Here is an 11,889-nt window from a genome sequence, read left to right on the forward strand (position 1 = left end):
CGAACGTGAGAGATCAACCAGGAAGTTGGGCCACTTCAGGGCACATTTCTACTATCTTCTTCAAGATCACGGGTAGGGTTCCCGGCCCTTGGCCGCGGGTGGCGCGCACGCACGGCGGGGACGGGATCAACGGTCGGGCTCAGCGGTCGGGCTCGGGGTCGGCGAGCCAGGAGATCAGCTCGGTGTTGAACTGGCCGGGGCGTTCCTCGTGGGGGAAGTGCCCGGCGCCCTCGATCAGCCGCCACCGGTACGGCGCGGCGACGAACCGGCCGGAGCCCTGGGCGGTCCGCGGCAGGACGCAGGGGTCGAGCGCGCCGTGCATCTGCAGCGTCGGGGCCTCGATCTCGGTGCGCATCTGGCGGGCGTAGCGGAAGCCGTCCGGGCGGATCTGCGAACGGGCGAACCAGCGGTAGTACTCGAGGGCGCAGTGCGACACGGTCGGGATCCGCATCGCGTCGCGGTACACGCGGGTGGCCCCGTCGCCCGGCCACTGCGGCCCGGCCCACCTGTCGATGAGCCGTCCCACGGCGGCGCCGCTCCGCCGGGTGAGCTTCCGCTCGGGGAGGAAGGGAAGCTGGAATCCCAGACCGTAACGGCTGGCCCTGAGCTGCCCGAGCGGGTCGGTGAAGAGGGCGGCGCGCATGCGCAGTGGGTGCGGCGCCGACACGGGGACCAGCCGTCGCACCACCTTGGGATCGAGGACGCTCATCGTCCAGCCGAGGAGACCGCCCCAGTCGTGACCCACCACGATCGCGCTCGTCTCGCCGAGCGCCCGCACCAGGCCGGCCGCGTCCACGGCCAGCGTGGGCAGGTCGTAGCCGCGTGGCGGCTTGTCGCTGCCGCCGTAGCCGCGCAGGTCGACGGCGACGGCACGGTAGCCGGCCTCGGCCAGCGCCGGAAGCTGGTGCCGCCAGGTCCACCAGAACTGCGGGAACCCGTGCAGCAGCAGGACCAGCGGCCCGTCTCCGGCCTCCGCCACGTGGAACCGGACGCCGCCCGCGTAGACGGCCCGGTGCGTCCAGGGGCCGTCGGCCTCGATAAGTGACTCGTCAGGGGACATCGCGGATGGACTCCCGGTGGGCGCCGACCTGCCCGGCCGTCGGGCCGGTGTAGGGCGGCGGCGCGGGAGCCTCGCCCGCCATGGCGGGGACGCCGGCCGTCTCCGGCAGCGGTTCCTCCGCCTCCTCGGGGCCCGAGAGGCCACGCAGGCTGCGCATGGTGCGCTTCATCCCGGTCAGCCCCTTGAGCCGGCGATAGCCGACGAAGACCAGCAGCCCGGCCACGAGGAGGTAGAACACGGTGACGATGGTGAACGCGAGCCACGTGGCCAGGCCGAGCGCCACGAGGCCGTAGGCGATCGCGAACGAGGCCAGGATCAGGCACAGGTGCCCCATGAAGGCCGCGGCGCCGAACATCCCGGCGGCCATCCCGACCCGCTTCGCGTCGAACTTGAGCTCGGCCTTCGCCAGCTCGATCTCCGACCGTACGAGGGTCGAGATGTGATGGCTCGCCTGGGCGACCAGCGCGCCGAGCGATTCGTCCTCGGGCATCAGCGATCTCCTATCTGCGACTATCAAACATCATCTCGTGTCCGTCCGCGCACGCGAACAGGAAGACCCTCACCTGTGGACAACCTCGACCCGCCGGGCGGCATGCGGGGACCTGCCCACAGGGGACGGGATTATGACGCCGGAGGCGATCCGGCTCTCCCCGTCATGGCGAGGCACCGCCGGGCCGAGAGAAAGCCGGGCCTGAGCCGGAACGGGGAAGGCGTGGACGCGTCTCGTCCACGCCTTCCGACCGCCCGCGGTCTGGTAGATCAGTCGTCGCTCTTGGCGCTGGGCAGCTTCTCGGCGATGAGGTTCATCACGGAACTGTCGGTGAGCGTGGTGACGTCGCCGAGCGACCGGTTCTCGGCGACGTCGCGCAGCAGGCGGCGCATGATCTTGCCCGAGCGGGTCTTCGGCAGTTCGGGCACCACCAGGATCTGCCGCGGCTTGGCGATCGGGCCGAGCGTCTTCGCCACGTGGGCGCGCAGTTCGGCGGCGATGTCCTCGCTCTCCTCCGCGCCGCCGCGCAGGATGACGAAGGACACGATGGCCTGGCCGGTCACCGGGTCGGTGGCGCCGACCACGGCCGCCTCGGCCACCTTCGGGTGGCTGACGAGCGCGCTCTCGACCTCCGTCGTGGAGATGTTGTGCCCGGAGACGAGCATGACGTCGTCCACCCGGCCGAGCAGCCACAGGTCGCCGTCCTCGTCGCGCTTGGCGCCGTCGCCGGGGAAGTACATCCCCTCGAACCGCGACCAGTAGGTGTCGATGTAGCGCTGGTCGTCGCCCCAGATCGTCCGGAGCATGGCCGGCCAGGGCTCGCGGACCACGAGGAAGCCCCCGCCGCCGTTCGGCACCGACTCGCCCTGGTCGTCGACGACGTCGGCCACGACGCCGGGCAGCGGGCGCATGGCCGCGCCGGGCTTGGCGGCCGTGACGCCCGGCAGCGGGCTGATCATGATGCCGCCCGTCTCGGTCTGCCACCACGTGTCCACGACCGGGCAGCGGTTCGCGCCGATGTGCTCGCGATACCAGACGTACGCCTCGGGGTTGATGGGCTCGCCGACCGAGCCGAGCACGCGCAAGGACGACATGTCGTACTTCGCGGGGATGTCGTCGCCCCACTTCATGAACGTACGGATCGCCGTGGGGGCGGTGTAGAGGATCGTGACCTGGTACTTCTGCACGACCTCCCAGAAGCGGCCCCGGTGCGGGGTGTCCGGGGTGCCCTCGTAGATCACGCTGGTCGCGCCGTTGGCGAGCGGGCCGTACACGATGTAGGAGTGCCCGGTGACCCAGCCGATGTCGGCCGTGCACCAGTAGACGTCGGTCTCCGGCTTGAGGTCGAAGACGGCGTGGTGGGTCCAGGCGACCTGGGTGAGGTAGCCGCCGGTGGTGTGCAGGATGCCCTTGGGCTTACCGGTCGTGCCGCTGGTGTAGAGGATGTAGAGCGGGTCCTCGGCGTCGTGCGGCACCGGCTCGTGCTCGGCGGGCTGACGGTCGACGAGGTCGTGCCACCAGACGTCGCGCTCGTTCACAGCGACGTCCTGCCCGGTCCTGCGTACGACGAGCACGTGCTCGATGCCGGGGCAGTCGGCGACCGCCTCGTCCACGGTCGGCTTGAGCGCGCTGGGGGCGCCGCGGCGGTATCCGCCGTCGGCGGTGATCACGAGCTTGGCGTCGGCGTCGTCGATGCGGCTCTTCAGGGCCGAGGCGGAGAAGCCGCCGAAGACCACCGAGTGGATCGCCCCGATCCGGGCGCAGGCCAGCAGCGCGATCGGCAGCTCGGGGATCATCGGCATGTACACGGCGACCCGGTCGCCCTTGCGCACGCCCAGCTCCTCCAGCGCGTTGGCCGCCTTCGCGACCTCCCTCTGCAGGTCGGCGTAGGTGATCGTGCGGGTGTCGCCCTCCGGCTCGCCCTCCCAGTGGTAGGCGACCTTGTCGCCCCGGCCGGCCTCGACGTGACGGTCGACGCAGTTGTAGGCGACGTTCAGTTTGCCGCCGACGAACCACTTGGAGAAGGGCGGCTTCCACTCCAGCGTGGTGTCCCAGCGCTCCGCCCACGTGAGGCGCTCGGCGGCGCGTTCCCAGAAGGCGAGCCGGTCCTGGGCGGCCTCCTCGTAGGCGTCCGCCGTGACGTTGGCGGCCGACGCCAGGTCCGCGGGAGGCTCGAACCGGCGCGTCTCACTCAGCAGGTTCGACAGCGTCTCCTGGGTTTCCTGACCAGGGGTCTCGGTGGCCACTCCGTACTCCTTCACAGCGTCTTCGGGTTGTCTCTCGTTCGGCCGCCTCGGCCAAGCTGGGGTATGTCGTGTCCCACTTCACCAGGCGAGCGGCGTCAAGTACAAGTAATCCGGGCAGGCACGCCGTAGCTCCGCGTTGTCCGTGGTAACAGGGCTATGACCGGCAAACGTAGTGACGGGTGGGAAGCCCGCCGAGATCGCGTACGTGCCCCTGCGGTGAACGGGCGCACCTCCTCGGCGAACGACGTTGACCGGCCGGTATGGTCGAGGGCTGTGAGCGATCCCCTGGCCGTCGTCGCCGGGCTGCCCGGCGTGCCCGAGGCCGTACAGGAGGCCCGGGAGGCCGTCGACCGGCTCTACCGGCACCGGGTGCTGCGGCGGCGCGGTCCCGAGGTCACGGCCGAGTCGGCGCTGCGCGGGGCGCGTGCCTCCGCCGCGCTCGAAGGCGTCGACGTGCCTCTCGAACCGCTGCGCATGGGCGAGGTGGCCGACCCGGTGGCGCAGGGCGCGCTGCGCGCGTCGGCCGAGCTCGGACGGCTGACTCCCACGTGGCGGTCGGCTCCGCGTCAGGTCCTCGCCCGGCTGCACACGCTGGCGGCCGCGGGCCTCACGGCCGACCCCGGCAGGCCGCGTACGGTTCCCACGACCGCCGATCCGCTCGGTCTCGGCCCGGCCCCGGGCCCGGAGGAGACCGCGGCCCGCATGTCGGCGCTGGCCGGGCTGGTGACCGGCTCGTCCGCGGTGCCCGCGCTCGTGCTCGCCGCGATCGTGCACGCCGAACTGGTGGTGCTGCGGCCCTTCGGCGTCGCCGACGGCCTGGTCGCCCGTGCCGCCGAACGGCTCACTCTCGTCGGCCTCGGCCTCGATCCCAAGTCGCTCGCCGCCGTCGAGGTGGGGCACGCCGATCTGGGCGACGCGTACGCCGAGGGCCTGAGGTCGTACCAGAAGGGGACGGGCGAGGGCGTCGGCGCCTGGATCCGGCACTGCGCCACGGCCGTCGTGCTCGGGGCGCGTGAGACGACGGCGATCTGCGAGGCCATGTCCCGCTGAGCGACCCCTGTTCGGGGGCGTGCGGCATATCCCATATTGCGGGGCTGCTGCGGGGTGTCTGTTCCGGGGCTGTTCCGGGGTGTTCGGCACGCCCGAAAAGCGGACGGCGTCCCTGGTGTGGAACGCCGTCGCCGGTACACGTCACCGGGCTACCAAGCGTGCACCTCATATTTGTCGGAGCGGGTCAAGCCCGTCTCGACACGCCTCCCGCGGCTGGTCGCGCGTGGGTACCCGATGCGGTACGCGGACCCTCAGGTCCGTAATCCCTTTTTACGTCCGAATCCTGGATATGGAAAGCCCCGAGCGCGGAAGCTTTACCCGAGTCGGCGCGGCATTTATGGCGCTTCATCCTTCTTTAAGCACATTTGGCCTGATTGTGGCTGGTGTGAACCATGGGACGTAGCAGCGCAGGTGGTGCGATGTGCCCCCTGTCCACCCGTTGCGACCGCGTGCATCCACATGTAACACTGACTCGGAGAAAAAATTTTACTCAAATCGGTGGTGGGCTCGACCTGCCTGTCCCGATCGGGCAGCATACGGTGCGTCTCTCCCCAGAGACGGCATGTGTCACGGAGTGGTGGACCTCTTGCCACGCCACGGCTTCGTGTTTAAAGCTTTTGGAATAACGGCCCGGCTCTACCCCCCCAGAGCCGGACCCACGGCGACCCCCGCTATCCCCCCCGGCGGGGGTCGCCCTTTTTCTCCGATCTTCTCGACCGTCTCCGAGCCTCCCCGGCCGGTCTCGGGGGCACTCTCCAGGCGCTCTCCGAGGGGGTGCCGAGTGGCGACGAGTCCCGGTTTCGTCCACAGGACGGGCGCCGTCCACAGAACGCGGTTCGCGCCCCGCCGAGGTTTCGCTTCTCGCGCATCGTGGTCCTCCCGGACGACAGGGAGACACCGATGCCACGCCCGCTGGCCGTAACCGACGATCAGGATCTGCTCGACGATCTGCTCCGCATCGCCGCCGCGGCGGGCGTCGAGCTGGACGTCGCCCAGGCGGCCGCCCACGCCCGGCCGTACTGGATCCGGGCGCCGCTGGTCGTGGTCGGGGCCGACCTGGCCGACGACCTCGCCGCGACCGGCCCGCCGCCCCGGCCGAACGTGGTCGTCGTCACGCGGACGGCCGGAGATCCCGACATGTGGCGCAGATGCGTGGCCGTGGGCGCGCACACCGTGCTGGAGCTGCCGGAGGCCGAGCGGCTTCTGGTCGAGGAGTTCGGCGACGCGGCCGAGCCCGCGAGCCGGGCCGGGACGGTCGTCTGCGTCGCCGCCGGGAAGGGCGGCGCGGGCGCCACCGTCCTCGCCGCGTCCCTGGCGCTCACGGCGTCGCGGCGCGGGCTCCGCACGCTGCTCGTCGACGCCGACCCGCTCGGCGGCGGCATCGACGTGCTCCTCGGGCAGGAGGAGGCGCAGGGCGCCCGCTGGCCCGACGTCGCCGGGAGGGAGGGCCGGGTGAGCTATGCCGCGCTCCAGGAGGCGTTGCCCACCTTCGGAGAGCTCACCGTGCTTTCGGCGCATCGAGGAGAGCCCGTGCGCATCCCCCGGGAGGCGATGCGCGCCGTGCTCGACGCCGCGCGGCGCGGCTGCGACCTGGTCGTCGTGGACCTGCCACGCCATGTGGGGGAGGGCGAGGCGGAGGCGCTGACCAGGGCCGCGTCGACGATCGTCGTCGTCCCCGCCGATCTCCGCGGAGCGCTCGCCGCCGCCCAGACCGTGACGCTGCTGCGCCCCGGGACCGGTGACCTGCGCCTGGTGATGCGGACCGGATCGCTGGACCCCCAGGTCGTCGCGGCCTCCCTCGCGGTCCCGTGCGCGGGCGTGCTCCCCGAGGTGCGCGGGCTGGCCGAGACCCTGGACCGGGGAGATCCGCCGCCGCTCGGCCGCACCCCTCTCGGGCGCTTCTGCGCGGATCTGCTCGACTCGCTCCCGGGCGGGCTCGATCCCGGACGGGCCGGGTGGGCGCAGGCGAGGACGGACGGCCGATGAGCCGCGAGGGCCCGGCGGCCGTACCCGGCGTGAGCGCCGACCTGGTCGAGGCCGTCCGGGTGCGGCTGTCGCATGCCCAGGCCGCGCCCACGGCGGCGCAGGTGGCGGCGGCTCTGCGGGCGGAACGCGCGGTGCTCGGCGACGCCGAGGTGCTCGCCGTCGCGCGCATCCTGCGTGCCCATCTCATCGGGGCCGGGCCGCTCGAAGCCCTGCTGGCCGAGCCAGGCGTCACGGACGTGCTGGTCAACGGGCCACGAGAGGTCTGGGTGGACGACGGCGACGGCCTGCGCCGCACGGGCGTGACGTTCTCCGGGGACGACGAGGTGCGCCGGCTCGCCCAGCGCCTGGCCGCGGCGGCCGGACGGCGTCTCGACGACGCCTGCCCCTACGTGGACGCCCGGCTCGCCGGTGGGGTGCGGCTGCACGCGGTGCTGCCCCCGATCGCCGCCGAGGGGACCTGCCTGTCCCTCAGGCTGCCGTCGCGGCGGACGTTCGCGGTGGAGGAACTCGCCGAAAAGGAGGGCGCCGCGGTCCTTCGGGCGATCATGGCGGCCCGGCTGGCGTTCCTCGTCACCGGAGGCACCGGAACAGGCAAGACGACCCTGCTCAGCAGCATGCTCTCCCTCGCGGGTCCGGACGAGCGCCTGCTGCTGGTCGAGGACAGCGCGGAACTCCACCCCGCGCACCCCCACGTCGTACGGCTGGAGGCCAGGCCGCCCAACCTGGAGGGCGCGGGCGGGGTCGGGCTGCGCGATCTCGTACGGCAGGCCCTGCGCATGCGGCCCGACCGCCTGGTTGTGGGCGAGGTGCGAGGATCGGAGGTTGTCGACCTGCTGGCGGCCCTCAACACGGGTCATGAGGGAGGCTGCGGCACGCTGCACGCCAACAACGCCGCGGACGTGCCCGCCCGGCTGGAGGCGCTCGCCTGCGCGGCGGGGCTGTCCCGGGAGGCGGTGCACAGCCAGATCGCCGCCGCCCTGGACCTCGTCGTCCACCTCGTCCGGGATCCGGGCGGCGGCCGTCGCCGGGTCGCGGAGATCTGCGTCCTCGAACGCGGGCCGTCCGGCCTGGTGACGGCTGTTCCGGCGCTGGCCTTCGACCCCGAGGGCCGGGTGAGCCGGGGACCGTCCTTCGGCACGCTGCGCGACCTCTGCCCCGAGCCGGGAGGCCGCCGTGATGCCCGCTGACGGCCGGTTCCTGTTCCTGGGGCTGGTCGCGGTGCTCGCCACGGCGCTCGCCGCCTGGCTGTGGGCCGGACCGGAGCCCGTGGCGGCGCGGCTGGCCCTGCTCACCGGCTCCCGGCGGGCGACGAGGGTCCCTCTCCGGTTGTGGACGGCACTCGTCAGGCCCCCGCGTCCGGGTGCGACCGCCGCGGCCTGGCGAGCGGCCTCCCTGGAGCTGTGTCAGGGCCTCGCGGCCGAACTGGCGGCGGGCCGGCCTCCCGGTGACGCCCTGGTGCGGGCCGTCTCGTCGGTGCGGCCGCCCGACCCCGTGGCGCTCACCCCGGTGACCGCCGCCGCGCGGGACGGCGGTGACGTCGCGGCCGCTCTGCTCGCCGCCGCGCCGGTCCGAGGCGGGGAGGGCCTGATCCGGCTGGCCGCGTGCTGGCGGGTGAGCGTGGCCGCCGGGGGTGGCCTGACCGCGCTGGTGGAACGGGTGTGCGTGTCCTTGCGGGAGGCGCAGGCGCATCGCGAGGAGGTGGCCGCGCAGCTCTCCGGGCCCCGGGCGACCGCCCGGATGCTGGCGGGCCTGCCCGCGCTCGGCCTGCTGATGGCCGCCGGTCTCGGCATGAACCCCCTGTCGTTCCTGCTCGGAGACCCGGCTGGGCTCGCCTGCCTGGCCGCCGGGCTCGCCCTGGACGCCACCGGCCTGTGGTGGACCCGAAGGCTCGTCACGCGGGCGGAGGAGCCCCCGGGCTCCGACCCGCGCTGACCGCGAGCAGGGCCGGAAGCAGAGCGTGGCGGCCCCGCGCCGTGCCGTCGAGTGCCGGGCGCCGAGCACGAGGGTCAAGCGCGGGGCGTGGGCGTCGATCGCCGTGGCGCCGGTGAGGGCTCGTCAGGCGCCGGGCGCCGGCGGTCGGGCGTCCCGCGTGCTGGACGTCGAGTGTCGGGCACCGGTGGTCGGGCGTCGGGAGCGGCTGTCCGGGTGGCGGAAGGCTGGCGACGTACGCCGTGGACGGAGGGGTGTGTCGATGATCTGCGTGCTGGCCGGAATTCTGACGATGCTGGCGGTGCTGGCGTGGCCCGCTCGACCTTCGGCGGCAGGGCGTCTCGCGGCCATCACGTCGCCGGTTACCGGCGGGGAGGCGGGAGCGACGGGGCGCCCGGCCGTGAGAGAGAGCCCGTCCCGCCGGGGAGCGGCCGTCGCGCTGCCTGTGGGGTTCGCGCTCTTCCTCCTGGTCGGAGGGATGGCAGGCCTGGTGGCAGGAGCGGCGGCGGCCTCCGGCGTCTTCGTCGCCGTCCGCCGGCGGGAGCCCGCCGAGGTCAGGCGGCGACGGGCTCGCATGGAGGCCGATCTTCCGTTCGCCGTCGATCTCATGGTCGCCTGCCTGCGGGCAGGACAGCCGATGAGCGGGGCGGTGGAGACCACCGCCGCCGCGATGCCGGGCCCGGTGGGGGAGCGGCTGACCTTGGTGGGCGCTCAGATGCGCCTCGGCGCCGCCCCGGAGGACGCCTGGGCCGCGCTTTCGGCCGAACCCTCGCTCGCCGCCCTGTCCAGGGCCATGGTCCGTGCCGCGCGGAGCGGTGCGCCCGTGGCCGACGTGCTCACCAGGCTCGCCGACGACGCGCGCCGTACGGCCAGGGCGACGGCATCGGCGGCGGCACGACGGGTGGGTGTCCACGCCGTGGCGCCGCTCGGGCTCTGCTTCCTCCCGGCCTTCGTCTTCCTCGGAGTCATCCCCATGGTCGCGGGCCTGGCGGGTCAGATCCTCCTACCGTGAACAGCCTGTGGACGTCGTCATCCACACCTGTGGACAGTGTGGGGTGTGGAGACTCTTTGGCACCCTCGTGACCAGCGTTGTCGCCGGGCAGGAGGGCTGGCGGCGCCTGTGGAGAACCGTCCGTCGCGGGAACGTTGTCCACAGAACCGCGTTCGGCCTGAACTCTGTCATCCGTACTGCCGCAACCTGGCCTCGACGCGGGCGGAGGAGCCGCCCCACACGGGTCAGGAGGACCGATGAGCAGGCACGCGGCGACCGGCCGGACGAGCCGGACGGGTTGGTCGAGCTGGACGGGTTGGTCGAGCTGGACGGGCAGGATGAGCCGGATCGGCGGCGGACCCCGGCGGCGATCGGCAGAGGCGGTGGGCCGGCACCGGGCACGCTCAGGGCGGTGGACGACGCTCGGCGATGCCGTGTGGCGGGTGCTCGACCTCGCCTGTGGGCGAGTGGCGGGGCTCGTCGGCCCGGCCGTCGTCGCGGCCATGTCGTCCGGGCCGAAGCGAGGATGGGCGGGGGTGCGGCGAGCCGCCGGAAGGGGCATGAGCCGGGCGCGGAAGCTCGGCATCCAGTGGGTGGTACAGGCCCGGACGAGGGCCGACGCGGGCATGTCCACCGCCGAGTACGCCGTCGGGACGATCGCCGCCTGCGGCTTCGCCGCGCTGCTCTACAAGATCGTCACCAGTGCGGAGGTGCGGTCCATGCTGGCCGCGCTCATCCAGAAGGCTTTGAAGCTGGCCGCCTGAGATGCCCGAGACGATGCGTCGGCGAGCGCCGCGTCGGCGAGCGCGGGGGTCGGTGACGGCGGAGACCGCTGTCGCGCTTCCGGCACTGGTTCTGGTCCTGACCGCCTCCCTGTGGGCGGTGGCGGCCACGGGCGCCCAACTGCGATGCGTGGACGCGGCCCGGGCGGGCGCCCGGGCCGCTGCCCGGGGCGAGGCACCGGAGCAGGTACGCGCGGTGGTCCTGCGACTGGCTCCGGCGGACGCCACCGTGTCCGTCGGCGCGGGAACCGGCACCGTCCGGGTCGAGGTGACCGCGACCGTCCGACCTTTGTGGAGATCGTTCCTGCCCCCGGTCCGCCTCAGGGCGAGCGCGGTCTCCGACACCGAACCCGGAGTCCTCCCGCCCCCGCCCACTCCGCTCACATCCGCGCGGTTCATGTCCGTTCCGCCCCCGCCCACTCCGCTCACATCCGCGCGGTTCATGTCCGTTCCGCCCATGTCCGTTCCGCCCCCGCCCACTCCGCTCACATCCGCGCGGTTTATGTCCGCCCCGCCCACGTCCGTCCCGCTCACGTCCGCCCCGCCCGTGTCCGCCCCGCTCCCGTCCGCGCGGTTCAAGCGGCCTCCGCCTGGATCGCTCATGCCCGCGCCGCCGGTTCCATCGGCCGTGTCCCCGTCGCCGTCCGCACGGGCGCCGTCCGCACGGGCACCGTCCGCACGGGCACCGTCCGCACGGGCACCGTCCGCACCGGCACCGTCCGCACGGGCGCCGTCCGCACCGGCGACGTCCACTGCGGGGACGAGAGGGAAGCGAGCCGCCGCCGGCCCGGACGAAGCGCACGGTCCGGATGGTCGCCGAGGTGGCGGGTTCTCGCGCCGCCTTGACGATGCCCCGACGGAGGAGCGCCGATGAAGGGCTCGCCCGCCGGTGTGGACATGGCCTGTCCCGCCCGGGAGCGGGGTTCGGCGACCATCTGGTCGGTCACCTTGATGGCCGTTGTCTGGCTGGCGGCGATGGTCGTCGTGCAGGTCGGCGTCGCGCGCGTCGCCCGGCATCGGGCGCAGAGCGCCGCGGACCTCGCCGCGCTCGGCGCCGCCCGCTGGGCGCTCGCGGCGCCGGGGGAGGCGTGTGCCCGGGCAAAGGTGATCACGGCGGCCAACCGTGCGTCCCTGCGGTCCTGCTCCATCTCCGAGGGCGTCGCGGAGGTCACGGTGGCCGTACCGTTCGAGGCGCCGCTCCTCGGCACCGTGACGGCTGTCGCGTCCGCGTCGGCCGGCCCGGCCGGTGCGAGGGCATGACGTGAGAACGGGTGTCCGTGGTCAGGTGGGCAGGTCGCCGTCCACGACGGCGGTGCCCGGCGTCATAGGCCCAGCCAGTCACCCGGCCACAGCGA

The 11,889-nt window shown here is 73.3% G+C and carries 11 protein-coding genes; 8 read left to right on the forward strand and 3 right to left on the reverse strand.

All coding sequences use genetic code 11. The features are described from left to right. Nucleotides 1-139 precede the first annotated feature (139 nt). The 3 genes from Mam01_RS13685 to acs form a co-directional block, all read right to left on the reverse strand. Nucleotides 140-1,060: an alpha/beta fold hydrolase gene (locus Mam01_RS13685; RefSeq protein WP_204285728.1), complete on the reverse strand. Its 921-nt coding sequence runs from the start codon at nucleotides 1,058-1,060 to the stop codon at nucleotides 140-142. Then, nucleotides 1,050-1,550 carry a phage holin family protein gene (locus Mam01_RS13690; RefSeq protein WP_204285729.1) on the reverse strand — a complete coding sequence of 167 codons (501 nt, stop codon included), beginning with the start codon at nucleotides 1,548-1,550 and terminating at the stop codon, nucleotides 1,050-1,052. The genes Mam01_RS13685 and Mam01_RS13690 overlap by 11 nt, the downstream gene beginning before the upstream one ends. 269 nt (nucleotides 1,551-1,819) lie before the next feature. Continuing rightward, a complete protein-coding gene (gene acs / locus Mam01_RS13695) occupies nucleotides 1,820-3,796 on the reverse strand; it encodes an acetate--CoA ligase (RefSeq protein WP_204285730.1) in 1,977 nt (658 codons plus the stop codon). A 273-nt stretch (nucleotides 3,797-4,069) separates the two neighbouring features. Between acs and Mam01_RS13700 the strand changes: the two genes are divergently transcribed. The 8 genes from Mam01_RS13700 to Mam01_RS13735 all read left to right on the forward strand — a co-directional run bounded on the left by Mam01_RS13700 (nucleotide 4,070) and on the right by Mam01_RS13735 (nucleotide 11,794). After that, nucleotides 4,070-4,846, forward strand: coding sequence for a Fic family protein (locus Mam01_RS13700; protein WP_225311753.1), 777 nt, complete (start codon nucleotides 4,070-4,072; stop codon nucleotides 4,844-4,846). A gap of 900 nt (nucleotides 4,847-5,746) precedes the next feature. After that, nucleotides 5,747-6,832, forward strand: a complete 1,086-nt coding sequence (gene ssd, locus Mam01_RS13705) for a septum site-determining protein Ssd (protein WP_204285731.1) — start codon at nucleotides 5,747-5,749, stop codon at nucleotides 6,830-6,832. Then, nucleotides 6,829-8,019 carry a TadA family conjugal transfer-associated ATPase gene (locus Mam01_RS13710; RefSeq protein WP_204285732.1) on the forward strand — a complete coding sequence of 397 codons (1,191 nt, stop codon included), beginning with the start codon at nucleotides 6,829-6,831 and terminating at the stop codon, nucleotides 8,017-8,019. Before ssd ends, Mam01_RS13710 begins: the two co-directional genes overlap by 4 nt. Then, nucleotides 8,009-8,764, forward strand: coding sequence for a type II secretion system F family protein (locus tag Mam01_RS13715; protein ID WP_239101307.1), 756 nt, complete (start codon nucleotides 8,009-8,011; stop codon nucleotides 8,762-8,764). Before Mam01_RS13710 ends, Mam01_RS13715 begins: the two co-directional genes overlap by 11 nt. A 259-nt stretch (nucleotides 8,765-9,023) precedes the next feature. Beyond that, nucleotides 9,024-9,773 (forward strand): type II secretion system F family protein, encoded by a 750-nt coding sequence (locus Mam01_RS13720; protein ID WP_239101286.1) that lies wholly within the window; start codon nucleotides 9,024-9,026, stop codon nucleotides 9,771-9,773. Nucleotides 9,774-10,009: 236 nt separating this feature from the next. Beyond that, nucleotides 10,010-10,516, forward strand: coding sequence for a DUF4244 domain-containing protein (locus Mam01_RS36595; RefSeq protein ID WP_239101287.1), 507 nt, complete (start codon nucleotides 10,010-10,012; stop codon nucleotides 10,514-10,516). 13 nt (nucleotides 10,517-10,529) lie between these two features. Beyond that, nucleotides 10,530-11,408: a TadE family type IV pilus minor pilin gene (locus Mam01_RS37535; RefSeq protein WP_204285733.1), complete on the forward strand. Its 879-nt coding sequence runs from the start codon at nucleotides 10,530-10,532 to the stop codon at nucleotides 11,406-11,408. Beyond that, nucleotides 11,405-11,794, forward strand: a complete 390-nt coding sequence (locus tag Mam01_RS13735; RefSeq protein ID WP_204285734.1) for an Rv3654c family TadE-like protein — start codon at nucleotides 11,405-11,407, stop codon at nucleotides 11,792-11,794. The genes Mam01_RS37535 and Mam01_RS13735 overlap by 4 nt, the downstream gene beginning before the upstream one ends. Nucleotides 11,795-11,889: the final 95 nt, after the last annotated feature.

It is taken from the genome of Microbispora amethystogenes (assembly GCF_016863015.1).
In the GTDB taxonomy this organism is placed as follows: Bacteria; Actinomycetota; Actinomycetes; order Streptosporangiales; family Streptosporangiaceae; genus Microbispora; species Microbispora amethystogenes.